Annotated in this window: 21 protein-coding genes; all 21 read right to left on the bottom strand. The window is 65.4% G+C overall.

Annotated elements, in window-relative coordinates:
- The 21 genes from rplP to HLH28_RS01095 all read right to left on the bottom strand — a co-directional run bounded on the left by rplP (nt 1) and on the right by HLH28_RS01095 (nt 24,719).
- Nucleotides 1-417, bottom strand: a complete 417-nt coding sequence (gene rplP / locus HLH28_RS01195) for a 50S ribosomal protein L16 (RefSeq protein ID WP_182942091.1) — start codon at nt 415-417, stop codon at nt 1-3.
- 55 nt (nt 418-472) lie between these two features.
- The gene (gene rpsC, locus HLH28_RS01190; protein ID WP_182942093.1) at nt 473-1,150 is read right to left on the bottom strand and encodes a 30S ribosomal protein S3; all 678 of its coding nucleotides are present in this window, start codon (nt 1,148-1,150) and stop codon (nt 473-475) included.
- A 2-nt stretch (nt 1,151-1,152) separates the two neighbouring features.
- Complete coding sequence (gene rplV / locus HLH28_RS01185; protein WP_182942095.1) at nt 1,153-1,557, bottom strand: 50S ribosomal protein L22; 405 nt, start codon at nt 1,555-1,557, stop codon at nt 1,153-1,155.
- A 2-nt stretch (nt 1,558-1,559) separates the two neighbouring features.
- Complete coding sequence (gene rpsS / locus HLH28_RS01180) at nt 1,560-1,838, bottom strand: 30S ribosomal protein S19 (protein WP_182942097.1); 279 nt, start codon at nt 1,836-1,838, stop codon at nt 1,560-1,562.
- Nucleotides 1,839-1,850: 12 nt separating this feature from the next.
- The gene (gene rplB / locus HLH28_RS01175; protein ID WP_182953344.1) at nt 1,851-2,681 is read right to left on the bottom strand and encodes a 50S ribosomal protein L2; all 831 of its coding nucleotides are present in this window, start codon (nt 2,679-2,681) and stop codon (nt 1,851-1,853) included.
- A 16-nt stretch (nt 2,682-2,697) separates the two neighbouring features.
- Complete coding sequence (locus tag HLH28_RS01170; protein WP_012227954.1) at nt 2,698-2,994, bottom strand: 50S ribosomal protein L23; 297 nt, start codon at nt 2,992-2,994, stop codon at nt 2,698-2,700.
- 35 nt (nt 2,995-3,029) lie between these two features.
- Nucleotides 3,030-3,644: a 50S ribosomal protein L4 gene (gene rplD / locus HLH28_RS01165; RefSeq protein ID WP_182953342.1), complete on the bottom strand. Its 615-nt coding sequence runs from the start codon at nt 3,642-3,644 to the stop codon at nt 3,030-3,032.
- Nucleotides 3,645-3,656: 12 nt separating this feature from the next.
- Nucleotides 3,657-4,340, bottom strand: coding sequence for a 50S ribosomal protein L3 (gene rplC / locus HLH28_RS01160; protein WP_182942103.1), 684 nt, complete (start codon nt 4,338-4,340; stop codon nt 3,657-3,659).
- A gap of 10 nt (nt 4,341-4,350) precedes the next feature.
- The gene (rpsJ, locus tag HLH28_RS01155; RefSeq protein ID WP_007282720.1) at nt 4,351-4,659 is read right to left on the bottom strand and encodes a 30S ribosomal protein S10; all 309 of its coding nucleotides are present in this window, start codon (nt 4,657-4,659) and stop codon (nt 4,351-4,353) included.
- Nucleotides 4,660-4,763: 104 nt separating this feature from the next.
- Nucleotides 4,764-5,954 (bottom strand): elongation factor Tu, encoded by a 1,191-nt coding sequence (tuf, locus tag HLH28_RS01150; RefSeq protein WP_182953340.1) that lies wholly within the window; start codon nt 5,952-5,954, stop codon nt 4,764-4,766.
- 94 nt (nt 5,955-6,048) lie between these two features.
- The gene (rpsG, locus tag HLH28_RS01145) at nt 6,049-6,525 is read right to left on the bottom strand and encodes a 30S ribosomal protein S7 (RefSeq protein ID WP_182942107.1); all 477 of its coding nucleotides are present in this window, start codon (nt 6,523-6,525) and stop codon (nt 6,049-6,051) included.
- 15 nt (nt 6,526-6,540) lie between these two features.
- A complete protein-coding gene (rpsL, locus tag HLH28_RS01140) occupies nt 6,541-6,912 on the bottom strand; it encodes a 30S ribosomal protein S12 (RefSeq protein WP_003621118.1) in 372 nt (123 codons plus the stop codon).
- A 436-nt stretch (nt 6,913-7,348) separates the two neighbouring features.
- Nucleotides 7,349-11,536 carry a DNA-directed RNA polymerase subunit beta' gene (gene rpoC, locus HLH28_RS01135; protein WP_182953338.1) on the bottom strand — a complete coding sequence of 1,396 codons (4,188 nt, stop codon included), beginning with the start codon at nt 11,534-11,536 and terminating at the stop codon, nt 7,349-7,351.
- Between the two features lie 105 nt (nt 11,537-11,641).
- Entirely contained in the window at nt 11,642-15,817 is a 4,176-nt protein-coding gene (gene rpoB, locus HLH28_RS01130; protein WP_182953336.1) for a DNA-directed RNA polymerase subunit beta, read from the bottom strand.
- 286 nt (nt 15,818-16,103) lie between these two features.
- Nucleotides 16,104-16,475, bottom strand: coding sequence for a 50S ribosomal protein L7/L12 (gene rplL / locus HLH28_RS01125; protein ID WP_182953334.1), 372 nt, complete (start codon nt 16,473-16,475; stop codon nt 16,104-16,106).
- A 101-nt stretch (nt 16,476-16,576) separates the two neighbouring features.
- Nucleotides 16,577-17,095: a 50S ribosomal protein L10 gene (gene rplJ / locus HLH28_RS01120; protein ID WP_182953332.1), complete on the bottom strand. Its 519-nt coding sequence runs from the start codon at nt 17,093-17,095 to the stop codon at nt 16,577-16,579.
- A 308-nt stretch (nt 17,096-17,403) separates the two neighbouring features.
- Entirely contained in the window at nt 17,404-18,099 is a 696-nt protein-coding gene (rplA, locus tag HLH28_RS01115; protein WP_182953329.1) for a 50S ribosomal protein L1, read from the bottom strand.
- 4 nt (nt 18,100-18,103) lie between these two features.
- Nucleotides 18,104-18,538 carry a 50S ribosomal protein L11 gene (rplK, locus tag HLH28_RS01110; RefSeq protein WP_182942119.1) on the bottom strand — a complete coding sequence of 145 codons (435 nt, stop codon included), beginning with the start codon at nt 18,536-18,538 and terminating at the stop codon, nt 18,104-18,106.
- Between the two features lie 108 nt (nt 18,539-18,646).
- On the bottom strand, nt 18,647-20,272 hold the full coding sequence (locus HLH28_RS01105; protein ID WP_182953327.1) for an efflux transporter outer membrane subunit: 1,626 nt from the start codon (nt 20,270-20,272) through the stop codon (nt 18,647-18,649).
- On the bottom strand, nt 20,269-21,552 hold the full coding sequence (locus tag HLH28_RS01100; RefSeq protein ID WP_182953325.1) for an efflux RND transporter periplasmic adaptor subunit: 1,284 nt from the start codon (nt 21,550-21,552) through the stop codon (nt 20,269-20,271). Before HLH28_RS01100 ends, HLH28_RS01105 begins: the two co-directional genes overlap by 4 nt.
- The gene (locus HLH28_RS01095) at nt 21,549-24,719 is read right to left on the bottom strand and encodes an efflux RND transporter permease subunit (protein ID WP_182953323.1); all 3,171 of its coding nucleotides are present in this window, start codon (nt 24,717-24,719) and stop codon (nt 21,549-21,551) included. The genes HLH28_RS01100 and HLH28_RS01095 overlap by 4 nt, the downstream gene beginning before the upstream one ends.
- Between the last annotated feature and the right edge of the window lie 49 nt (nt 24,720-24,768).

Genomic DNA, 24,768 nt, shown 5'->3' with positions numbered 1-24,768 from the left:
TCACGCCTCTCCGATACGGGTCACGAATTTGGTCTTGATCGGCAGCTTCGCAGCACCGAGGGCCAGCGCTTCACGCGCCAGCTCCGGCGGAACACCTTCGATCTCGAACAGGATACGACCCGGCTTAACACGGGCCACCCAGTACTCCGGCGATCCCTTGCCGGAGCCCATACGCACTTCCGCCGGCTTTGTCGAGACGGGAAGATCGGGAAAGATCCGAATCCACACGCGACCGGCACGCTTCATCGCGCGGGTGATGGCCCGGCGGGAAGCTTCGATCTGCCGGGCGGTCACCCGCTCCGGCTCCAGGGCCTTCAGGCCGAACGCACCGAAATTCAGCGTCGTCCCGCCTTTCGCCAGCCCATGAATGCGGCCCTTGTGGGCCTTGCGGTACTTTGTCCGCTTTGGGGAAAGCATTGCTCTAAATCCTCACGCGCCGCCTGGCGCCCTTCTCGGTCCTAAGTCCCGCAGCTCAGCGCTGCGGGGCCTGCTCGGCGGCGCGACGATCCTGCGCCATCGGATCCTGGGCAAGGATCTCGCCCTTGAAGATCCACACCTTCACACCGCAGGTGCCATAGGTGGTCTTCGCCGTGGCCACGCCGTAATCGATGTCCGCGCGCAGCGTGTGCAGCGGAACCCGACCCTCGCGGTACCATTCGACGCGCGCAATTTCCGCACCGCCCAGACGGCCGCCGCAATTGATCCGGATACCCTGGGCGCCCAGACGCATGGCGGACTGCACGGCGCGCTTCATCGCACGACGGAACGCCACGCGGCGCTCCAGCTGCTGGGCGATGTTCTCGGCAACCAGCGTCGCGTCGATTTCCGGCTTGCGGATCTCGACGATGTTCAGCGCGACGTCGGTCTTGGCCATGCGGGCCAGGTCCTTGCGCAGCACGTCGATGTCCTGGCCCTTCTTGCCGATCACGACGCCCGGACGGGCGGCATAGATCGTCACGCGGGGCTTCTTGGCCGGACGTTCGATGACCACACGGGACACGCCCGCGCCGGACAGCTTGCGACGCAGGTGCGAGCGCAGCTTCAGGTCGTCATGCAGCAGGCGCGAATAGTCGGCGCCGGCATACCAACGGCTGTCCCAGGTGCGGTTGATGCCGAGCCGCAGCCCGATCGGATTGACTTTGTGTCCCATGATCAGGCCGCCTTCTGCTCGGTTGTCTCAGCCTCTGCCGCGCGTTCGGCAACGACGATCTTCAGGTGGCTGAAGAACTTCTCGATGCGCGCCGAACGGCCGCGGCCACGTGCATGGAAGCGGCGCATGACGATCGACTTGCCGACCTCGGCCCGGACGACGACCAGCTGGTCGACGTCCAGCTGGTGGTTGTTCTCGGCGTTGGCGATCGCGCTCTCCAGCGTCTTCTTGACGTCGTGGGCAATCCGACGCTTCGAGAACGTCAGGATCGCCACGGCCTGCGACGCGGGCTTGTTGCGGATCAGGCCGGCGACCAGGTTCAGCTTGCGCGGGCTGACGCGGATGTTGCGCGTCAGGGCCTGCGCCTCGGTCTCCGCCAGCGTGCGGGGATGCTTAGGCTTGCTCATGATCAGCCCCGCTTCGCTTTCTTGTCCGAGGAGTGACCCGTGAAGGTACGAGTCGGCGAGAACTCGCCGAACTTGTGCCCGACCATGTTCTCCGACACCTGCACGGGCAGGAACTTGCGCCCGTTATAGACGCCGAACGTCAGACCGACGAACTGCGGCAGGATTGTCGAGCGACGCGACCAGATCTTGATCACCTCGTTACGGCCCGACGCGCGCGACGCATCGGCCTTGTTCAGTAGATACCCGTCCACGAACGGGCCCTTCCAGACGGAACGTGCCATCTTCTTTGCCCCTTACTTGCCGGTCTTCCGGCGACGGATAATCAGACTGTCCGTACGCTTGTTGACCCTGGTCTTGTAACCCTTCGTCGGCTTGCCCCACGGCGTGACCGGATGACGGCCGCCCGAGGTGCGACCTTCACCACCGCCATGCGGATGGTCGACCGGGTTCATCACGACGCCACGATTGTGCGGACGACGACCCAGCCAGCGGTTGCGGCCCGCCTTGCCGAGATGCTGGTTCATGTTGTCCGGATTGGACACCGCACCGACGGTCGCCATGCATTCGCCGCGAACGACGCGCAGTTCACCGGACTGCAGCTTGATCTGGGCATAGCCGGCATCCTTGCCGACCAGCTGGGCATAGGTGCCCGCCGACCGCGCCATCTTGCCGCCCGCGCCCTGCTTCAGCTCGATATTATGCACGATGGTGCCGACCGGAATGGCCGACAGCGGCATCGCGTTGCCCGGCTTGATGTCGACGCGCGCGCCGGCCACCACCTGGTCGCCCACCTTCAGGCGCTGCGGCGCCAGGATGTACGCCAGCTCGCCGTCCTCGTACTTCACCAGCGCGATGAAGGCGGTGCGGTTCGGGTCATACTCCAGACGCTCGACCGTGCCGACCACATCGAACTTCCGCCGCTTGAAATCGACGTGACGATAGGACTGCTTGTGGCCGCCACCGATGAAGCGCGAGGTCGTGCGCCCATGGTTGTTGCGTCCGCCGGACTTGTTCTTGCCTTCGGTCAGGCCCTTGACGGGCTTACCCTTCCAGAGCTCCTTGCGGTCGATCAGGACCGTCCCGCGCAGGCTGGGGGTGACCGGGTTAAAGTGCTTGAGTGCCATGTCTTGCTACCCCGCGTCAGACCAGCTTCGCGGTCAGGTCGATGGACTGACCCTCGGCAAGCTGCACAAACGCCTTTTTCACATCCGAACGCTGGCCGGGACGGCCCTTGAAGCGCTTGGTCTTGCCCTTCTGGACAAGGGTGTTCACGCCCAGGACCTTCACGCCGAACAGCGTCTCCACCGCGACCTTGATCTCCGGCTTCGTGGCGTCGATCGCGACCTTGAAGGCCACCTGATTCTTCTCGGAAAGCGCGGTCGCCTTCTCGGTGATCAGCGGCGCGCGGACGATGTCGTACATCGCCTCGCGCGACATGCGCTCCGCCTTCTTGCGGATTGCGAGCACGTTGGTCATGCCAGGCGCTCCTTCAGGCCTTCGACGCCGGCGCGGGTGATCGCCAGCACATCGTGGTTGAGGATGTCGTAGACGTTCGCGCCCACGGTCGGCAGCGCGTCGATCTTCGGCAGGTTGCGGGCGGCGCGGCCGAAATTCTCCTCGACCGTAGCATCCACGATCAGGACCGACTTCCAGCCCAGGGCCTTCACCTTCGCGGCCAGGTCGGACGTCTTGCCCGACACGGTCGCGGCGTCCAGCACCACCAGCTTGCCTTCCGCGGCCTTCTGCGACAGCGCGGAAATCAGGCCCAGGCGACGCACCTTCTTCGGCAGGTCATAGCCATGGTCACGGACGACCGGGCCATGAACGGCGCCACCGGTGCGGTACTGCGGCGCACGCAGCGAGCCCTGGCGGGCGCTGCCGGTGCCCTTCTGGCGGTACGGCTTCTTGGTCGTGCCGGAGACTTCGCCCATCCCCTTGACCTTGTGCGTCCCGGCGCGGCGCTTGGCCAGCTGCCAGTGCACGACGCGCGCCATGATGTCGGCCCGCGGGGTCGCCCCGAAAATCTCGTCCGGAAGGACGGCCGTACCGGCGCTTCCGTTATCGAGGGTTTTGATCTCGTAATCCATTGCCCTCTATCCTCAGCCCGCAGCCGCAACCAGGGCCGCCGGATACGGCGCCTCGGCATGACGGGCCTTCTTGATCGCATCACGAACCAGAACCAGCTCGTTCTTTCCGCCGGGCACCGAGCCACGGACCATGAGCAGATTCTTCTCGGCATCCACCGCCGCCACCTCGAGATTGAGGGTGGTCACGCGCTCGGACCCGAGATGGCCGGCCATTTTCTTGTTCTTGAAGGTCTTGCCCGGGTCCTGGCGGTTACCGGTCGAGCCATGCGAACGATGGCTGACGGACACGCCGTGGGTGGCCTCGAGACCCGCGAAGTTCCAGCGCTTCATCGCGCCGGCAAAGCCCTTGCCCTTGCTGGTGGAGGTCACGTCGACCTTCTGTCCCACCACGAAATGGGCGGCCGACAGCGTGGCGCCCGATTCCAGGACGGCGTCTTCCGCAACGCGGAACTCGGCCAGCTTCTTCTTGGGCTCAACCTTCACACGGGCAAAATGGCCGCGGTTCGGTTTGGAGACGTTCTTCACCTTGGCATCGCCGAAACCCAGCTGCACGGCGGTGTAGCCGTCGCGGTCCTGGGTACGGACGTCCACCACCTGCAAATTATCCACATGCAGGACGGTGACAGGCACATGGGTGCCGTCTTCCTTAAACAGCCGGGTCATGCCCAGCTTCTTTGCGATCAATCCGGTGCGCATCGTCTGGACCTTAAAGTTTGATCTCGACATCCACGCCAGCGGCGAGGTCGAGCTTCATGAGGGCGTCCACGGTCTGCGGGGTCGGCTCGACAATGTCGAGCAGCCGGCGATGAGTCCGAATCTCGAACTGCTCGCGGCTTTTCTTGTCCACGTGGGGAGAGCGGTTCACGGTGAACCGTTCGATATGCGTCGGCAGCGGGATAGGACCCCGAACCCGCGCACCCGTACGCTTCGCCGTGTTGACGATCTCTTTGGTGCTGTTGTCGAGCACCCGATGATCGTACGCCTTCAGGCGAATGCGGATGTTCTGGTTGTCCATCGTCTGTTCAGTCCAACTTTACTGGTTCGGGGGAACCCGAGCCGCCAAAGGAGACCCCGGCCGGATCGCTCCGACCGGGGTCGCCAGTTCTGCCTAAGAGCCGATCAGGCCGTGATCGTCGCCACCACGCCGGCGCCGACCGTGCGGCCGCCCTCGCGGATAGCGAAACGCAGGCCCTCGTCCATGGCGATCGGAGCGATCAGCTCGACATCCATGGCGATGTTGTCGCCCGGCATCACCATTTCCGTGCCCTCGGGGAGGTGCACGACGCCCGTCACGTCCGTGGTACGGAAGTAGAACTGCGGACGATAATTGGTGAAGAACGGCGTGTGACGGCCACCCTCTTCCTTCGTCAGGATGTAAGCCTCGGCCTTGAACTTCGTGTGCGGGGTGATGGAGCCCGGCTTCGCCAGGACCTGGCCGCGCTCGACGTCTTCACGCTTCGTGCCACGCACCAGCGCGCCGATGTTGTCGCCGGCCTCTCCGCGATCCAGCAGCTTGCGGAACATCTCGACGCCCGTGACCGTGGTCTTCTGCGTGTTGCGCAGGCCGACGATCTCGATTTCGTCACCGACGTTCACGACGCCGCGCTCGACACGGCCGGTCACCACGGTGCCGCGGCCCGAGATCGAGAACACGTCTTCGATCGGCATCAGGAACGGACGGTCGATCGGACGCTCCGGCTGCGGGATGTAGGCGTCAACCGCATCCATCAGGTCGCGCACGCGGTTCTCACCGATCTCCGGATCGCCGTCTTCCAGCGTCACCAGGGCCGAACCCTTGATGATGGGGATATCATCGCCCGGGAACTGATAGGCGGACAGAAGCTCGCGCACTTCCATCTCGACCAGTTCCAGCAGTTCCGGATCGTCGACCTGATCGACTTTGTTCAGGAAGACGACCAGCGCCGGGACGCCGACCTGGCGGGCCAGCAGGATGTGCTCGCGGGTCTGCGGCATCGGGCCGTCAGCGGCCGACACCACCAGGATCGCGCCGTCCATCTGGGCGGCACCGGTGATCATGTTCTTCACGTAGTCGGCGTGACCGGGGCAGTCGACGTGCGCGTAGTGGCGCTTCGCGGTCTCGTACTCGACGTGGGCGGTCGAAATCGTGATGCCGCGCGCGCGCTCTTCCGGCGCGGCGTCGATCTGGTCGTACGCCTTGAAGGTGGCGCCACCGGTCTTCGCCAGCGTCTTGGTGATCGCGGCCGTCAGCGACGTCTTGCCATGGTCGACATGGCCGATCGTGCCGATATTGCAGTGCGGCTTCGTCCGCTCGAATTTAGCCTTTGCCATCGTCTGTCTCCGTTACCTCGGCGTTCAGGCCGGGAGTCGGGTTGAAATGTTCCTAACCGGAAGCGTGCCGGTCTTTAGACCGGACCAGCAGCCCTTACCAGCGGTAATGGCTGAACGCCTTGTTCGCCTCGGCCATGCGATGCGTGTCTTCGCGCTTCTTCACGGCGGCGCCGCGATTGTTGACCGCGTCGAGCAGCTCGTTGGACAGGCGCTCCTGCATCGTGTTCTCGCCGCGCTTGCGCGAGGCGTCGATCAGCCAGCGGATGGCCAGCGCCTGGCGGCGCTCGGCACGAACCTCGACGGGCACCTGGTAGGTCGCGCCGCCGACGCGCCGCGAGCGAACCTCGACGGCCGGCTTCACATTGTCCAGGGCGCCGTGGAACATCACCACAGGGTCGGCGGACGCACCGCCGCGACGACGCATCACCTCAAGGGCACCATAGACGATGCCTTCGGCGGTGGACTTCTTGCCGTCATACATCAGCGCATTCATGAAGCGCGTGATGACGACGTCACCAAATTTCGGATCGGGAAGAATCTCGCGCTTCACGGCGCGATGACGGCGACTCATGCCTGGTTATTCCTTTTACTTCGGACGCTTCGCGCCATAGAGCGAGCGACGCTGACGACGCTTGGCGATACCCTGGGTATCCAGAACGCCACGCAGGATGTGATAGCGCACGCCCGGAAGATCCTTGACGCGGCCGCCGCGGATCAGGACCACACTGTGCTCCTGCAGGTTGTGGCCTTCACCCGGGATGTAGCTGACGACCTCATAGCCGTTCGTCAGACGCACCTTGGCAACCTTACGCAGGGCCGAGTTCGGCTTCTTCGGTGTCGTTGTGTAGACGCGCGTGCAGACGCCGCGCTTCTGCGGGCAACCCTGCAGCGCAGGCACCTTGTTGCGCTTGGCTGCGGGCTCGCGGCCTTTGGCGATCAGCTGGTTGATGGTCGGCATACGCCTTTCCCGATCCTTACAAATTTCGGCCGGCCAACCGCGTATCGGGCTGCCGACTGTCGTTCACAACAAAATCCCATCGAATGAGCATCATTCGCCTGGGCATCATATTAACATCCGGCCTTGGCGACCCCTGAGGGCCACGGCACCGCATGCCTGCATGCTGCATTCGACGGCCAACGACGTCCTGCGAGACGGGGCTAGCCGAGGGCGCGGAACCTACGAGGCGCGCGACCCGGAGTCAAGTAGTACCTCGGGATTCGCGGCCGAATTCCGCCGAAACACCCACGTCCGACCACCGCATCTGACATGCGGCGACGGCAGATCCGCGCGTGCTGACGGCCTATCCCACACCTGTCCGATTCGCGCCAGCCCGGACTCGGCCAAAAAAAAGGCCGGGTGTCGCCACCCGGCCTTTTTTCCGATTCCCGGCGGCTCAGTCCGCCTTCGTCACCACAGGGCGCGCCTGCGCGATGCGCTCACGGTCCTGTCCGGCAGCAATGGCCCGCAGCTTGTTCATGACGCTGCCCGTGCCCGCGGGGATCAGACGGCCCACGATCACGTTTTCCTTCAGGCCGTTCAGCGTGTCCTTCTTGCCCGCCGTGGCGGCCTCGGTCAGCACGCGGGTGGTCTCCTGGAACGACGCGGCCGAGATGAAGGACTGGGTCTGCAGCGAGGCCTTGGTGATGCCCTGGAGGACAGGCATCGCCGCCGCCGCCCGCTCGCCCGCGTTCAGACGCTTCGTGTTCTCGGTCTCGAACTCGATCCGATCCACCGTCTCGCCAATCAGGTAGGTCGTGTCGCCGGGCTCCAGGATCTCGACCTTCTGGAGCATCTGGCGAACGATTACCTCGATATGCTTGTCGTTGATCTTCACGCCCTGCAGACGATAGACGTCCTGGATCTCGTTCACGAGGTAGTCCGACAGGGCCTCGACCCCCAGGACCTTCAGGATGTCATGCGGCACGCGCGGACCGTCGACCAGCGGATCGCCCACGCGGACGAAATCGCCTTCCTGGACCGACACATGCTTGCCCTTGGGGATCAGGTAGTCGGTTTCCTCGCCGGTCTCGTCGTTCTTCACGATGACGCGGCGCTTGGCCTTGTAGTCCTTGCCGAATTCCACGCGGCCGTCGGTCTCCGAGATGATCGCGTGATCCTTCGGACGACGGGCCTCGAACAATTCCGCGACACGCGGCAGACCACCGGTGATGTCGCGGGTCTTCGACCCCTCGCGCGGGATGCGGGCCAGCACGTCGCCCGCGCTGACCTGCGCGCCGTTCTCGACCGACAGCAGCGAATCGGGCGACAGGAAGTAGCGGGCGTCGTTGCCGTTCGACAGCTTTATGACGTGACCGTTCGCATCCTTCAGCTGCAGGCGCGGACGCAGGTCCACCCCCTTCGCCGCCTGCTTGTAGTCGACGACGACCTTGGAGGTCAGGCCGGTGACCTCGTCCATCCGCTCCACCAGGGTGATGGAATCGATCAGGTCGAGATATTCCACCGTTCCCGACTGCTCGGTGATGATCGGCAGGGTGTACGGGTCCCACTCGGCCATCTTCTGCGCACGGGTGACCGACGCCCCCTCGTCCACCAGCAGGCGGGCGCCATACGGCACGCGGTAGCGTCCGCGTTCGGTTCCCTTCTCGTCCGTCAGCACGATCTCGCAGTTGCGCGACATCACGATGGGGACGTTCTGGCTGTTATGGACGACGTTGCGGTTGTTGATCGTCACCTTGCCGTCACGCGACGCCTCGACCATCGACTGTTCGGCGCCACGCTGTGCCGCACCGCCGATATGGAAGGTACGCATGGTCAGCTGGGTGCCCGGCTCGCCGATCGACTGGGCCGCGATCACGCCGACGGCCTCGCCGATATTGACCGGCGTGCCGCGTGCCAGGTCGCGGCCATAGCACAGGCCGCAGACGCCGACCCGGCTTTCGCAGGTCAGCACCGAACGGATCAGCACGCTCTCGACGCCCGCCTTCTCGATCTTCTCGGCCTGCGCCTCCTCGATCAGCGAGTCGCGCTTCAGCAGCACCGCGCCCGTTGCCGGGTCGATGATGTCCGCGGCGACCGTGCGGCCGAGAATGCGTTCGGACAGCGAAGACACGATCTCGCCGCCATCCATCACCGCGCGCACCGTCAGCCCGCGCTCGGAACCGCAATCGTCCTCGACGATAATGCAGTCCTGCGCGACGTCGACGAGGCGACGGGTCAGGTAGCCCGAGTTCGCGGTCTTCAGCGCCGTATCGGCCAGGCCCTTGCGCGCGCCGTGGGTCGAGGTGAAGTAGTCGAGAACCGACAGGCCTTCCTTGAAGTTGGCGATGATCGGCTGCTCGATGATCTCGCCCGACGGCTTGGCCATCAGGCCGCGCATGCCGGCCAGCTGCTTCATCTGCGCCGGCGACCCACGGGCACCGGAGTGGCTCATCATCCACACCGAGTTCGTGACCTTGCCGACCTCCTGTCGCGAGATCTCCTTCATCATCGCGGCCTGCACCTCGTCCGTGCAGCGCGACCAGGCGTCGACCACCTTGTTGTAGCGCTCGCCGGCGGTGATCAGGCCGTCCTGGTACTGCTGCTCGAACTCCTTGACCTCGGTCGCGGTGCGATCGACCAGCTCCTTCTTCTCGACCGGGATGATCATGTCATCCTTGCCGAACGAGATACCGGCCTTCGCCGCGTGACGGAAGCCCAGCCCCATCAGCCGGTCGCAGAAGATGACGCATTCCTTCTGGCCGCAATGGCGGTAGACCGCGTCGATAACGTCCGAGACGTTCTTCTTCGTCAGCTGCTTGTTGATCAGCGTGAAGGGAATCGCCGGATGGCGCGGCAGGATCTGCGCGATCAGCATGCGGCCCGGCGTCGTGACGACCGTCTGGCGCACCGGCTTGCCCTCGGCATCGACCGTGTCGAAGCGCGCGACGATCTTGTCGTGCAGCTTGATCGCGCCGGCCGACAAGGCATACTCGACCTCGCCGATCGTCGCGAACGACGACGCGCCCGTCACCGTGACCCGGCCTTCGGCGTCATATTCGTTCCGGTCCGGGGTCACCAGGAATTCCGGCGTCTCCAGGCTCAGATAATACAGGCCCAGCACGATGTCCTGGGACGGCACGATGATCGGCTTGCCGTTCGCGGGGCTGAGGATGTTGTTCGTCGACATCATCAGCACGCGCGCTTCCAGCTGCGCCTCGAGGCTCAGCGGGACGTGCACGGCCATCTGGTCGCCGTCGAAATCCGCGTTGAAGGCGGTGCAGACCAGCGGATGGAGCTGGATCGCCTTGCCTTCGATCAGCACCGGCTCGAACGCCTGGATGCCCAGGCGATGCAGCGTCGGCGCGCGGTTCAGCATCACCGGATGCTCGCGGATCACCTCTTCCAGGATGTCCCAGACCTCGGGACGCTCCTTTTCCACCATCCGCTTCGCGGCCTTGATGGTGGTGGCGTGGCCGTACTTTTCCAGCTTCGAGTAGATGAACGGCTTGAACAGCTCCAGCGCCATCTTCTTCGGCAGGCCGCACTGATGCAGCTTCAGCTCGGGGCCGACCACGATGACCGAACGGCCGGAATAATCGACGCGCTTGCCCAGCAGGTTCTGGCGGAACCGTCCCTGCTTGCCCTTCAGCATGTCGGACAGCGACTTCAGCGGGCGCTTGTTGGCGCCCGTGATCGCGCGGCCGCGACGGCCGTTGTCGAACAGCGCATCGACCGATTCCTGAAGCATGCGCTTCTCGTTCCGGACGATGATGTCCGGCGCGCGCAGCTCGATCAGCCGCTTCAGGCGGTTGTTGCGGTTGATGACGCGGCGGTACAGGTCGTTCAGGTCGGACGTCGCGAAACGGCCGCCATCCAGCGGGACCAGCGGACGCAGTTCCGGCGGAATCACCGGGATCAGATCCATGATCATCCATTCGGGACGCGAATCGCTGTCGGCGAACGCCTCGATCAGCTTCAGGCGCTTGACCAGCTTCTTGCGCTTGGCTTCGGACGTCGTGTCCTTCAGCTCCTGGCGCAGGCGCTCCTTGTCGGCCTTGCAGTCGATGCGCTCGAGAACCTTCTTGATCGCCTCGGCACCGATCCCGACCTCGATCCCCTCTTCGCCATGCTCATCCATGACGTCCAGGTACTGGTCTTCGGTCAGCAGGCTGTACTGCTTCAGCGGCGACGTGCCGGGCTCGAGAACGACATAGCTCTCGAAATACAGGATCTTCTCCAGATCCTTCAGCGTCATGTCGACCATCAGGCCGATGCGGCTGGGCAGCGACTTCAGGAACCAGATATGCGCGACCGGGCTCGCCAGCTCGATATGGCCCATGCGCTCGCGCCGGACCTTGGCCAGCGTCACCTCGACACCGCACTTCTCGCAGACGATGCCGCGGAACTTCATGCGCTTGTACTTGCCGCACAGGCACTCGTAGTCCTTGATCGGACCAAAGATCCGCGCACAGAACAGCCCGTCGCGTTCCGGCTTGAACGTGCGATAGTTGATGGTCTCGGGCTTCTTGATCTCGCCATAGGACCAGGACCGGATCTGCTCGGACGAGGCGAGCTGGATCTTGATCTGGTCGAAGGTCATGGCCTGGCCGGTCTGGCCCAGGATCTTCATGAGTTCGTTCATGCGCCGTAAACCCCCTGGGGGAACCGGGCGGAGGCGGCCCTGCCGGCCACCCCCGTCCCTGAGAAGAAAACAGTCGAAGAGAGAATGGAGCGACCGACGAAAGCGTCAGTCATTGCCGCTCTGCTCCAGATCCACGTTCAGGCCGAGCGATTTCAGCTCCTTGATGAGCACGTTGAAGCTCTCGGGAATGCCGGCCTCGAAATCGTCCTGCTCGCGCACGATCGCCTCGTAGACCTTGGTGCGGCCGGACACGTCGTCCGACTTCACCGTCAGCATTTCCTGCAAGGTATAGGCCGCGCCGTAGGCTTCCAGCGCCCACACTTCCATCTCGCCGAACCGCTGGCCACCGAACTGCGCCTTGCCTCCCAGCGGCTGCTGGGTCACCAGCGAGTACGGACCGATGGACCGCGCATGGATCTTGTCGTCGACCAGGTGATGCAGCTTCAGCATGTAGATGTAGCCGACCGTGGTCTGACGCTCGAACGGTTCGCCCGTGCGGCCATCGATCAGCTGCGACTGGCCGGACTTGTTCACCCCGGCACTTTCCAGCATCGCCTCGATGTCCGGGATCGACGCGCCGTCGAACACCGGCGTCGCGATCGGCACGCCCTTGCGCAGGTTGTTCGCCAGTTCGACCAGCTGTTCGTTCGGCAGGTCGACGATCGCGTCGTCATACACCTTGTCGCCATAGACCGATTTCAGGCGGCCCAGCAGTTCCTGCTTCTTCTCGCCGGTACGCTGGTAGTCGTCGACCAGTTCGCCGATGCCTCGGCCGATATTGGCGCACGCCCAGCCCAGATGGGTTTCCAGGATCTGCCCGACGTTCATGCGCGACGGCACGCCCAGCGGGTTCAGCACCAGATCGACCGGCGTGCCGTCCTCGAGGAACGGCATGTCCTCGACCGGCACGACGCGCGAGACGACACCCTTGTTGCCATGGCGGCCGGCCATCTTGTCGCCCGGCTGCAGCTTGCGCTTCACCGCGACGAAGACCTTGACCATCTTCATCACGCCCGGGGGCAGCTCGTCGCCGCGCTGCAGCTTCTCGACCTTGCTTTCGAAGCGCGCCTGGATCCGGGCCACCGCCGCATCGAACTCGCGCCGCAGCACCTCCAGCTCCACCATCACAGCGTCGGAGGCGACGGTGATGTTCCGCCACGCGCCACGCGGATGCTCGGCCAGAACCTCGTCGGTGATCTCGGTGCCCGAACGCAGGCCCTTGAAGCCGGTGCCGGCGACCTGACCGACCAGGCGCTCGCGCAGGCGGTTATAGAACGACCGCTCCTGGATCGCGCGCTCGTCGTCGCGATCCTTGGCCAGACGCTCGATTTCCGCGCGCTCGATCGCCATCGCGCGCTCGTCCTTGTCGACACCGCGACGCGAGAAGACGCGCACGTCGACGATCGTGCCCGTGGTGCCGGGCGGCAGCTTCAGCGACGTGTCGCGGACGTCGGACGCCTTTTCGCCGAAGATCGCGCGCAGCAGCTTCTCTTCCGGCGTCATCGGGCTTTCGCCCTTCGGCGTCACCTTGCCGACCAGGATATCGCCGGGGTTCACCTCGGCGCCGACATAGACGATGCCCGCCTCGTCGAGGTTGCGCAGCGCTTCCTCGCCCACATTGGGGATGTCGCGGGTGATTTCCTCCTGGCCCAGCTTGGTGTCGCGGGCCATGACCTCGAATTCCTCGATATGGATCGAGGTGAAGACGTCATCGCGCGCGATGCGCTCGGAAATCAGGATCGAATCCTCGAAATTGTACCCGTTCCACGGCATGAACGCGACCAGCACGTTCCGACCCAGGGCCAGTTCGCCCAGCTCGGTCGACGGACCATCGGCGATGATGTCGCCGCCGCGCACCCGGTCGCCCACGCGCACCAGCGGACGCTGGTTGATGCAGGTCGACTGGTTGGAGCGCATGTACTTGCGCAGCCGATAGATATCGACGCCCTGGGTCGCCCCGGCCTCGTCGGTCGCACGGACCACGATGCGCGCGCCGTCGATCTGGTCGATGATGCCCCCGCGACGCGCCACGATGGTCGCGCCGGAATCATGGGCGACCGCGGCCTCCATGCCCGTGCCGACCAGCGGCGCGTCCGAACGCACCAGCGGCACCGCCTGGCGCTGCATGTTCGATCCCATCAGCGCGCGGTTGGCGTCGTCGTTCTCCAGGAACGGGATCAGCGCCGCGGCGACCGAGACAAGCTGCTTGGGCGACACGTCGCAGGCCGTGACCTCTTCCGGCTTGACCAGGCGGAAATCACCGCCTCGTCGCACGGAAACAAGCTCGTCCGTCAGCTTGCCCTCGACGTCCTGCCGGGCATCGGCCTGGGCGACGATCAGCTTCTCCTCCTCCATCGCGGACAGGTACTTCCACCCGTCCTGAAGGACGCCGTCCCGCACGAGGCGGTACGGGGTCTCGATGAAGCCGTACTTGTTGACCTTCGCATAGGTCGCCAGCGAGTTGATCAGGCCGATGTTCGGGCCTTCCGGCGTCTCGATCGGACAGATGCGGCCGTAATGGGTCGGATGCACGTCACGAACCTCGAAGCCCGCGCGCTCGCGCGTCAGGCCGCCCGGCCCGAGAGCCGACAGGCGGCGCTTGTGCGTGACCTCGGACAGCGGGTTGGTCTGGTCCATGAACTGGCTGAGCTGCGACGAGCCGAAGAACTCGCGCACCGCGGCGGCGGCCGGCTTCGCGTTGATCAGGTCATGCGGCATCACGGTGTCGATATCGACCGAGCCCATGCGCTCGCGGATCGCGCGCTCCATGCGCAGCAGGCCGACGCGATACTGGTTTTCCATCAGTTCGCCGACCGAGCGCACGCGACGGTTGCCTAGATTGTCGATGTCGTCGATCGTGCCGCGCCCGTCCTTCAGCTCGCACATGATCTTGATGGTACGCAGGATGTCTTCCTTGCGCAGGACGCGGATGGTGTCCGGCGCGTCCAGCCCCAGGCGCATGTTCATCTTCACGCGGCCGACGGCCGACAGGTCGTACCGGTCCGCGTCGAAGAACAGGCCGGAGAACATCGCCTCGGCCGTCTCGGGGGTCGGCGGCTCGCCGGGGCGCATGACGCGATAGATGTCGGTCAGCGCATCGTCGCGCGTCGCGTTCTTGTCGACCGTCAGCGTGTTGCGGATCCACGGACCGTTGGAGGCGTCGATGGCCAGCGTCGGCAGACGGTCGAGACCGGCCTCCTCCAGCGCCTCGAGACGCGCCTCGGTCAGCTCCTCGCCGGCCTCGGCATAGATCTCGCCGGTTTCCGGATTGACAAGGTCATAGGCAACGTAGCGGCCGATCAGGCCGGCGGCGCCGACCAGCACGTCCTTTGTCTTCTCGGCGATCTTGCGGACCATCCGCGCCGTCAGCTTGGCGTCGGCCTCGGCCACCACCTCGCCGGTCTCGGCGTCGATCAGCGGCTCCAGCAGCTTCAAGCCACGGAACGATTCGGCGTCGAAGGGACGCGCCCAGCCCTTGGACGTCTTCACGAAGACGACCTGGCCATAGAAATAGCCCAGGATCTCGTCGGCATCCATGCCCTGGATGTCCATCGCGTCCACGTCGCCGCCCTCGGCGGCCTTGGCGGCGCGCGCGGCGGACGAGGACGCGCCTTCGAGGGCGTACAGCAGCGTCGTCACCGGCAGCTTGCGCTTGCGATCGATGCGGACGTAGATCAGGTCCTTGCTGTCGAATTCGAAATCGAGCCACGAGCCGCGATAGGGAATGACGCGGGCGGCGAACAGGAACTTGCCCGACGAATGGGTCTTGCCCTTGTCGTGGTCGAAGAACACGCCGGGGCTGCGGTGCATCTGGCTGACGATGACGCGCTCGGTCCCGTTGATGATGAAGGTGCCGTTGTCGGTCATGAGCGGCATGTCGCCCATGTAGACCGGCTGCTCCTTGATGTCGCGGATCGAGCGCGAACCCGTGTCCTCGTCCACGTCCCAGACGATCAGACGCAGAACCACCTTCAGCGGGGCCGCGAAGGTCAGGCCGCGCTGGATGCATTCCTCGACGTCGTATTTCGGCTCCTCGAGTTCGTAGTTGACGAACTCGAGCCGGCCACGGCCGGCGAAATCATTGATCGGGAAAACCGAACGGAACACTTCCTGCAGACCGGTCTGCGTCCGGCTGTCGGCGGACACGTTCATCTGCAGGAACGCCTCGTAGCTGGCGCGCTGCACATCGATCAGATTGGGCATCGGAGCGATTTCGGGTATCCGCCCGAAGCTCTTGCGGATGCGCTTGCGTCCCGTGAACGATTTCGTAATCGCGTTCATCGTCTATCCTGCCCCCATCCCCAACGGCCCCAAATCCCCGCGCCCTGCGGCAAACGCCGCGGCGACCGGAAACGGGCCATCAAATACCGCCGTGTGCGGTTGCGGGCCGGCAGCGGCCCTGCAACCTACCCACCCCCGAAGGATGGGTCCTCTACCGCCAAAGGCGCCCGAGACCTCACGGTCAGGGCGCCAGAACGGCCAAGGGGGCGGGAACCATCAGGTGTCCCGCCCTCGCTCGGTTAGATCAGGAGCGACGGCCCGCAGGGAACCGCCGGCAACCCGCAGATTACTTCACTTCGACGGACGCGCCGTTGTCTTCAAGAACCTTCTTGATCTTCTCGGCTTCGTCCTTGGTGACGCCTTCCTTCACGGTCTTCGGCGCGCCTTCGACCAGATCCTTGGCTTCCTTCAGGCCCAGGCCGGTGATGGTGCGGATTTCCTTGATGACGTTGATCTTCTTGTCACCGGCCTTCGCGAGGACCACGGTGAATTCGGTCTGCTCTTCCACCGGGGCAGCGGCAGCGGCCGGCGCGGCGGCAACTGCAACCGGAGCGGCGGCGGAAACGCCCCACTTCTCTTCGAGCAGCTTGGAGAGCTCGGCGGCCTCGAGAACGGTGAGGGCGGACAGCTCGTCAACGAGTTTGGTCAGATCGGCCATGATTCGGTCTTCCTAATTTATACACTGATTGGCGCAACACAATCCCGATTTCACGAGACTGTGCGAATTTCATCGTTCCGCGCCTGCGGAACGCAAATGGCTCAGGCAGCCTCGTCCTTCTTGGCGTAGGCCCCGAAAACCCGCGCAAGCTGTCCGGCCGGCGCCTGGAGGACACCCGCGATGCGCGTGGCCGGCGTGGAGATGAGCCCCACCAGCTGCGCCCGGAGCGTATCCAGGGACGGCAGCTCGGCCAGCGCCTTGATCCCATCCACATTCAGTGTCTGGGGTCCGAGCGCTCCACCGAGCACGACAAGCTTTTCGTTGGTCTTGGCGAACTCGACAAGCACCTTGGCCACGGCCACAGGATCCGCCGACCACGACAATGCGGTCGGCCCCTTCAGCAGCGGCGAGATGCCTTCGAATCGGGTCCCTGCCAGGGCGAGGTTGGCCAGCCGGTTCTTCGCGACCTTGTAAGTCGCTCCAGCCGCACGCACACGCCGCCGCAATTCCGTCGCATCAGCCACCGTCAGCCCGTCATTGCGGGTGACAACGACCATGGACGTATCGGCGAACACGGCCGCGAGGGAGGCAACAAACTCCCGCTTCTCCGTACGGTCCAATTCCCGTCTCCGTCGTGGCCCGCCAGACATGGCCTGGCAGGCCGGGTTTACCCAAGGAAGGCCCGGCCACCAGGGCCGCCCTTCCGGTTCGCCTGTCCTTTGCAACGGAACAACCAGTGCGGGCGGATGATCCGCCCCAATCCGGCAATCCCCGTCTTCCGTGTGCGGCCCCCGCGGGGGCCATCAAGGCATGCGCCACATCCGGTCATGGACAGGTTCGGAAGACCGGGTCGCCCCTCCCCGATGGGAACGGCGCCCCGCCTCCTGTCCGCCGCGCCCCTGGGGACGCGGCGTCATCTCTGGCGCGATCAGCCCGCCGAGAAGGCGGACACGTCGACGCGGATACCCGCCCCCATGGTGGAGGACAGGGCGGCCTTGCGCAGATAGGTGCCCTTGGCGCCCGACGGCTTGGCCTTCTGCACCGCATCGACGAACGCGCGGATGTTCTCGGCCAGCTTGTCGTCGCCGAAGGACGCCTTGCCGATGCCGGCATGGATGATGCCGGCCTTTTCGGCGCGGTACTCGACCTGACCCGACTTGGCAGCCGTCACGGCACCCTTCACGTCCATGGTCACGGTGCCGAGCTTGGGGTTCGGCATCAGCCCGCGCGGACCGAGGATCTTACCCAGGCGGCCGACCAGGGCCATCATGTCCGGGGTCGCGATGCAGCGATCGAACGCGATTTCACCGGCCTGCACCTTTTCGGCCAGGTCCTCTGCGCCGACGACGTCGGCACCGGCGGCCAGCGCTTCCTCGGCCTTCGCGCCGCGGGCGAACACGCCCACGCGCAGGGTCTTGCCCGTGCCGTTCGGCAGGGACAGCAGGCCGCGAACCATCTGGTCGGCATGACGCGGGTCGATGCCCAGGTTCAGCGAGATCTCGATCGTCTCGTCGAACTTGGCGGTCGCGCCCTGCTTCACCAGGCCGATGGCCTCGTCCAGGCCATACTGCTTGTTACGATCGATCGTGGCGCGCACGGCGGCCAGACGCTTGTTCTTCGCCATGGAATCAGCCCTCCACCACCGTAAGGCCCATCGCCCGGGCGGAACCGATCAGCATACGCACGGCCCCATCCAGATCGTTGGCATTCATGTCCTGCTTCTTCTGTTCCGCGATCTCGCGCAGCTGCGCCATCGTGACGCTGCCGACAGCGGCGGACTTGCCCACGGTCGAGCTGCCCTTCTTGATGTTGGCGGCCTTCATGAGGAAGTAGGTGTTCGGCGGGGTCTTCGTGATGAACGTGAACGTCCGGTCGGCGAACGCAGTGATGACCACCGGGATCGGCATGCCGGGTTCCAGACCCTGGGTCTTGGCATTGAACTCCTTGCAGAACTGCATGATGTTCAGGCCGCGCTGACCCAGCGCCGGACCGACCGGCGGGGACGGATTCGCCTTGCCGGCGGGAATTTGCAACTTGATGTAGCCAACGATCTTCTTGGCCATATCCGGGTCTCCTGACTGTGTTACCCGGACCGCGGTTCAGGCGGCCGCCCGCCGCCCGGGGGCAGCGGCAGCGGTCTCCCGCGTTCCGTAGGAGGCGGGTCCCTAACCCTATTTGCCCGGCGGTGTCAAGCCCGGCCCGCGCAGACCCGTGCCGGTCAGGTCGGACTGTTCCGGACTCGTGCCCACCGCGATGCCGCCGACCGATTTGGGCGTCCGCAGCCCGTCATATTGCAGCGGCGCGAACGGCATGATCGATTTCGAATCCGGCAACTGGCTGCGCGACCAGCCGCCCCCCAGCGCCCGGATCAGGGTCACATTGGCCTGCAGCCGCCGGGTTTCCACCTGAACCTCGGAAATCCGCGCGGTCAGGGCGGCGATCTGCGCCACCACCACGTCCAGGTAATTGGTCAGCCCGCCCGTATAAAGCGTCATGGTCATGTTCTGGGTGCGCAGGGCGGCCTTCACGGCGCCCTCCTGCTGCTGCTGTTCGACCCGCAGGCGGCCGGTCAGGGTCAGCCCGTCCTCGACATCCTGAAAGGCGGACAGCACGACGGCGCGATAATTATCCTCGGCCTGGCGATACTGCGACCAGGTCCGCTGTAGCTCCGCCCGGCGCAGGCCGCCCTGGAACAGGGGCATCACCGCCTGGGCGGCGTAGCTGTACATGCTGTTGGACAGGTCGGCGAGCGAGAAGCCGTTATCCATGAAGCCGGTCATGGCGTTGAAGGTGACGTGCGGATAGAAGGCCGCCCGCGATACGCCGATCGCCCGGTTGGCCTGCGCCATCTCCCGCTCGGCGCCCGCAACGTCGGGGCGCCGCTCCAGCAGGGTGGAGGGCACCCCGACCGGTATGACGATATCGGGGAGATTCAGGGCGGCCACGGGTTCGATGTGAAAGGCGGAGGGCGAGACGTTCACCAGCACGGCAATGGCATGTTCCAGTACCGCGCGTCGCGCCTGCAGGTCGGTTTCCTGCGCCTGGGTGGCGTAAAGCTGATTCTGCGCCCGCGAGACGTCGAGACCGGCCGCGATCGCGCCGGCCTGGCGTAACCGCGTGATCTGCACCGCCAATTGGTACGTGCGAATCGAATCGCGATAGACCGTATCCTGTGCATCCAGCCCGCGCAGCGCCATGTAGTCGGTCGCCAGTTCCGCATCGAGGCTCAGCCGCATCAGCGCGTAGTCCGCGGCGCGCTCCTGCGCCGACTGCCGCCGCATCCGCACCTGGTTGCGGATCGAGGACCAGAAATCCGGCTCCCACGACGCGGTGCCGCCATATTGCTCGGACGACATGTAGACCGGGCCGGTCGAACCGGCGCCACGCCACAGGCGATGGTCCGAGCCCTTGTTCTTGCTCATGGCCGCCTGGCCGGTGACCTGCGGATACAGGCCGGCCCGGGCCTCCGCCGCCATGTCGCGGGCCTGGGTGAATGTTTCGGCCGCGACCTGCAGATCCGGATTGGTGCGATTCGCCTGCTCTTCCAGCCGGTTCAGCACCGGATCGTTGAACGCGGTCCACCAGTCGCCACGCAGCGCGGCATCCTGGGGCGCCGCGAACCGCATGATGCCATCGCCCTTCCAATCGTCGGGGAGCAGCAGGTGCGCCGGATGATAGGCCGGCGCCATGTCGCAGGATGCGAGGCCGCCCAGCAACGCCAGGAGGGGGACACGCAGCCACGCACGACGGGGGGACGCGCGCCGGGGGGCGGCGCGGGAAAGGGCGGACCTGGTCATTGCCGCGCCCCTGCCTCCTCCGACCCGTCTTCCCCGGCGGGCATGGCCCGCGTGTCCTCGTTCCGGGGGGCCGACGGCGCCGCATCCGACGGCGCGCTGTAGCCCGGCGTCGGATCCACCACCTTGACCTCCTGCCCTTCCAGCAGGCCGGCGGACGGGTTGTTCACGATCCTGTCCGTCGCCTTCAGCCCGCCACGGATCTGCACGCTGGTGCCCAGGTTGGTGCCGACGACGACGTTGCGCAGGCGGATGCGGTTATGCTCGTCCACCAGCGCCACCTGCATGCCCTGCGCGCGGAAGATCAGCGCGCCTTCCGGCACGATCAGGATGGACGGATCGCCCGGCGCGCGGAAATGGACGGTGGCGTAAGAATCTGGCCACAGCTCGCGCTGGTCGTTGTCCACCGTCAGTTCGGTGGTGACGGTGCGGGTGCTGAGGTTGAAGGCGCTGGCGGTCGCCAGGAACTGCGCCTTGAAGACGCGGCCCGGATATTGCGGTACCGTCACGTCCGCCGCCAGCTTCGGGCTGAGGATGTCGGCATAATCCTGCGGCACCGAGACGAATATGCGCATCCGGTGCACGTCGGCCACGCTGAACAGCTCGGTGGCGGTGCCGCGCGACGATACGTCGCCGCCACCCGCGTTCACATAATCGCCGACATCGGCCAGGCGCGATGTCACCACGCCGTCGAACGGCGCCACGATCTGCTTGAAGCCGATCAGCGCGGCATAGCGCGAGACCTCGTGCCGCGCGGCCTCGACCTGCGCCTGCTCGGCCTCGGCATTGGCAGCCTGGACATCCACTTCCTGCTGCGAGACCGCCTGGGTGCCCTGCAGGGCCTTCCAGCGGCGGGCGGTGATCTGCGCCAGCTTGTAGCGCGCCATGGCCACGTCGAAATTGGCCTTGGACGCCGCATACTGCGCATCCACCCCGGGCGTGTCGATCGAGGCCAGCACGTCGCCGGCCTTCACCACCGCGCCGATATCCTTGTACCACATCCGCACATAGCCCGAGACCTGGGCATAAATCGGCGCCTGGTACCAGGCCGAGACATTGCCCGGCAGGTCCAGCGTCCGGACGCTGGGCCCGTGGCTGGGCGAGATCAGTTGCACGCGCGGGATGGCGGCGTCCTCGGTCTCGCGGTGCAGCGCGGCGACATGCAGCCGGCGCTCCAGGATCCCGCCGCCCACGACGGCCAGGAGGATGACGACGCCGACCCCGGCCAGGAGCTTCCCGCGCCCCGATATTCCGCGCCCGCGGGCCTGTCCTACGCCGCTCATGCACGTTCTCCTTCGGCGGTACGGTGTTTTCGGGAATGCAGCAGGGCAAAGACGCACGGCACGAACAGGAGCGTCGCGACCGTCGCGACCGCCAGGCCGCCCATCACGGCGCGCCCGAGCGGCGCGTTCTGTGAATTGCTGAGGGACATCGGCAGCATGCCGATGATCATCGCCGAGGCTGTCATCAGCACCGGCCGGATACGTTCATATCCCGCCTCGATCGCGGCGCGGATGGCGTCGCCATGCACGTCCATCCGTTCACGAGCGAAGGACACGACAAGGATCGAATTCGCGGTCGCCGTGCCCATGCACATGATCGCCCCGGTCAGCGCCGGCACCGAAAGCGTCGTATGCGTCAGGAACAGCGACCAGGCGATGCCAGCCAGGGCCCCCGGCAGCGCGGTGATGATGATGAACGGGTCCAGCCAGGACTGAAAATTCACGACGATGATCAGGTAGACCAGCAGCACCGACATCGCCAGGCCCAGGCCCAGCTGCATGTAGGCGTCGTTCATCGTCACCGCCTGGCCCCGCACCACCAGGCTGGACCCCTGCGGCAGGTCGTGGCGGGCCGCGGCGACCACGCGATTGACCTCGCGCGAGACGGCGCCCAGGTCGAGGCCCTCGTTGGCCGCATAGATGTTGAAGACCGGCATGATGTTGTAGTGCGCCACCTCGCCCGGCGTGCCGGTCTGCACGATGTCGCTGAGGCCGCCCAGGATCTGGGGCGGGACGCTCTTGGGGTTGCCGTCGCCGCGATCGATGGGGATCGTCTCCAGGTCGTTCATCGTCTGCAGGAATTGCAGCGGCGTCTGGATATCGACCAGATGCGACACCCCGGTCGCCGGATCCAGCCAGTAGGTGGGCGAGACCTGGCCGCTGCCCGACAGGGTGGCCAGCGCGTTGTTGGCGATGTCGGATTCGGTCAGGCCGGTGCCCAGCGCGTAGGTTCGCCGTGCGTTCACCCGCAGGGTCGGCGTGTTCATCGGCTCCTGCACCGAGACGTCGGCGATGCCCGTCACGTGGCGCAGCCGCGCCGCCAGATGCTGGGCGAAGGCGAAATTATCCACAAGGTTACGACCGGACACCTGCACGTCGATCGGCGAGGGAAGACCGAAATTCAGGATCTTCGCCGTCAGATCGGCGGGCATGAAGGTGATTTCGGTTCCCGGGAAATGGTCGGCCAGCCCGCGCCGCAGGATGCCGCGATATTCCGCGACCGGCGATTCGTCATTCTTCAGGGTCACTGTCAGGTCGCAATCCTGCGTGCCGACGGTGGGGGTGGGAATGAAGGCCTGGTTCAGGCCGCTGAACGGCAGGCCGCAATTGGACACGATGTCATCGACCTGGCCCGGCAGCAGGCGCGAGATGTCCTGGTTGACCAGCATCGAGATCTTGCCGGCCTCGTTCAGCTTGGTGCCCAGGCGCGCCCGCATGTGGATCGCCAGCGTGTTCGAATTGATTTCGGGGAAGAAATCCTGCCCGACGAAGAAGATCAGTCCCATCGAGGCGACGGCGCAGACCAGGAAGACCGGAATGAAGCGCCCCCGCGTCGCCACCAGATACGTCAGCAGGTCGCGATAGCCGTTACGGAACGCGGTGAAACGCCGCTCGAACCCTTGCTGGAAGCGACCGAAGAACCCGCGCGGCCGGTCGGCCGCATGCGCCTCGGCATGGGCCGCCACCTGGGCCGCCAGCATGTATTTCGCCATGGTCGGCACCAGGGTACGCGACAGGATGAAGGACGCGATCATGGCGAAGATGATGGCCTCGGCCATCGGCATGAACAGCCAGCCCGCGACGCCGGTCAACTGGAACAGCGGCATCCAGACGATACAGATGCACAGCGTCGACACGAAGGTCGGGATCACGATCTGGTTCGCCGCGTCGATGATCGCGGTTTCCAGGTCCTTCTCCATTTCCAGATGGGCGTCGATATTCTCGATCATGACGGTGGCGTCGTCGACCAGGATGCCGACCGCCAGCGCCAGGCCGCCCAGGGTCATGACGTTGATCGTCTGCCCAGCCCAGCCCAGCCCGATCACCGAGCACAGCATCGCCAGCGGGATCGACGTCGCGATGATGATCGTCGAACGCCACGAGCCCAGGAACAGCAGCACCACCAGACTGGTCAGCAGGGCGGCCGTGCCCATTTCCTGCACCACGTCGCGCACCGCCTCCTTCACGAAGGTGGAGGCATCGTTCAGGATCCGGATATGCACCCCAGACGGCAGCGTCTGGACGATCGAGGGCAGCAGGGCCTTGACCCCGCTGACGACCGACAGCGTGGAGGCGTCGCCGCTCTTCATGATGACGATCAGCACGGCCTGGTGTCCCTTGACCAGAACCATGTTCGTCTGCGGCGGCCCCCCCGGATGCACCCAGGCGACGTCACGCAGATATACGACCGAATTGCCGTCCTGCTTGACGGGGATGCTGTTGAACGCCGCGATCTCGCGCGGGGTCGCGTTCGTCTGCACCATGAAGTCGAAGGCACCGATCTGCTGGTCGCCGGCCGGCAGCACGATGTTCTGCCGGCCCAGGGCGGCGCCCACGTCGGTGGCCGACAAGCCGTGGGCCAGCAGCTTCGCCTGGTCGAGGTCGACCATGATATTGCCCGGCTGGCCGCCATACGGATTGGGAATCGCGGCCCCTGCGACCGAAACCAGGGCCGGGCGGATCAGGTTGGACGACATGTCGTAGATCTGCGACGCCGTCATCGAATCCGACGAGACCTGGAGCGTGAGGACCGGCACCGAGGACGCGTTGTAGGTCAGGATCAGCGGTGGCGTCATGCCGGCCGGCATCTGCTTGATCACCGTCTGCGAGACCGATGTGATCTGCGTCTGCGCGACCGATGTGTCGGTGCCGGGCTGGAAGAACACCTTGACGATGCCGCGCCCGTAATAGGACTGGCTCTCGATATGCTCGATATTGTTGACCGTGGCGGTCAGCGCGCGCTCGTAATAATAGACCACGCGGCCGGACATGTCCTCGGGCATCAGGCCGGTATAGCCCCACACGATCGCGACGACCGGGATCCGGATGCTGGGAAAGACGTCGGTGGGCGTCTGGACCATGGACCGGACGCCGAAGACCACGATCAGGATCGACAGGACGACGAAGGTGTAGGGCCGCTTGAGGGCGGTGACGACGATGGAATTCATGCGCGGGACGAACCCTCACGCGTGCATGCGCCCCCCGAGAAGGCCAGCA

Origin of the sequence: Gluconacetobacter tumulisoli (assembly GCF_014174155.1) — a bacterium.
GTDB lineage: Bacteria > Pseudomonadota > Alphaproteobacteria > Acetobacterales > Acetobacteraceae > Gluconacetobacter > Gluconacetobacter tumulisoli.
Note: the sequence above shows the minus strand (reverse complement) of the source record. Positions and strands in the feature narration are given on the sequence as shown.

Bases quoted from the DNA above. Each gene is read 5' to 3' on its own strand.
- rplA (WP_182953329.1), bottom strand. From the start codon at position 18,099: ATGGCGAAGAACAAGCGTCTGGCCGCCGTGCGCGCCACGATCGATCGT.
- rpsL (WP_003621118.1), bottom strand. From the start codon at position 6,912: ATGCCGACCATCAACCAGCTGATCGCCAAAGGCCGCGAGCCCGCAGCC.
- rpoC (WP_182953338.1), bottom strand. From the start codon at position 11,536: ATGAACGAACTCATGAAGATCCTGGGCCAGACCGGCCAGGCCATGACC.
- rplP (WP_182942091.1), bottom strand. From the start codon at position 417: ATGCTTTCCCCAAAGCGGACAAAGTACCGCAAGGCCCACAAGGGCCGC.
- HLH28_RS01095 (WP_182953323.1), bottom strand. From the start codon at position 24,719: ATGAATTCCATCGTCGTCACCGCCCTCAAGCGGCCCTACACCTTCGTC.
- tuf (WP_182953340.1), bottom strand. From the start codon at position 5,954: ATGGCAAAGGCTAAATTCGAGCGGACGAAGCCGCACTGCAATATCGGC.
- rpsG (WP_182942107.1), bottom strand. From the start codon at position 6,525: ATGAGTCGCCGTCATCGCGCCGTGAAGCGCGAGATTCTTCCCGATCCG.
- HLH28_RS01170 (WP_012227954.1), bottom strand. From the start codon at position 2,994: ATGTCGCGCGAGGCGATGTACGACATCGTCCGCGCGCCGCTGATCACC.
- rpsS (WP_182942097.1), bottom strand. From the start codon at position 1,838: ATGGCACGTTCCGTCTGGAAGGGCCCGTTCGTGGACGGGTATCTACTG.
- rpsC (WP_182942093.1), bottom strand. From the start codon at position 1,150: ATGGGACACAAAGTCAATCCGATCGGGCTGCGGCTCGGCATCAACCGC.
- rplD (WP_182953342.1), bottom strand. From the start codon at position 3,644: ATGGATTACGAGATCAAAACCCTCGATAACGGAAGCGCCGGTACGGCC.
- rplK (WP_182942119.1), bottom strand. From the start codon at position 18,538: ATGGCCAAGAAGATCGTTGGCTACATCAAGTTGCAAATTCCCGCCGGC.
- rplL (WP_182953334.1), bottom strand. From the start codon at position 16,475: ATGGCCGATCTGACCAAACTCGTTGACGAGCTGTCCGCCCTCACCGTT.
- HLH28_RS01105 (WP_182953327.1), bottom strand. From the start codon at position 20,272: ATGACCAGGTCCGCCCTTTCCCGCGCCGCCCCCCGGCGCGCGTCCCCC.
- HLH28_RS01100 (WP_182953325.1), bottom strand. From the start codon at position 21,552: ATGAGCGGCGTAGGACAGGCCCGCGGGCGCGGAATATCGGGGCGCGGG.
- rpsJ (WP_007282720.1), bottom strand. From the start codon at position 4,659: ATGGACAACCAGAACATCCGCATTCGCCTGAAGGCGTACGATCATCGG.
- rplB (WP_182953344.1), bottom strand. From the start codon at position 2,681: ATGGCACTCAAGCACTTTAACCCGGTCACCCCCAGCCTGCGCGGGACG.
- rplC (WP_182942103.1), bottom strand. From the start codon at position 4,340: ATGCGCACCGGATTGATCGCAAAGAAGCTGGGCATGACCCGGCTGTTT.
- rpoB (WP_182953336.1), bottom strand. From the start codon at position 15,817: ATGAACGCGATTACGAAATCGTTCACGGGACGCAAGCGCATCCGCAAG.
- rplV (WP_182942095.1), bottom strand. From the start codon at position 1,557: ATGAGCAAGCCTAAGCATCCCCGCACGCTGGCGGAGACCGAGGCGCAG.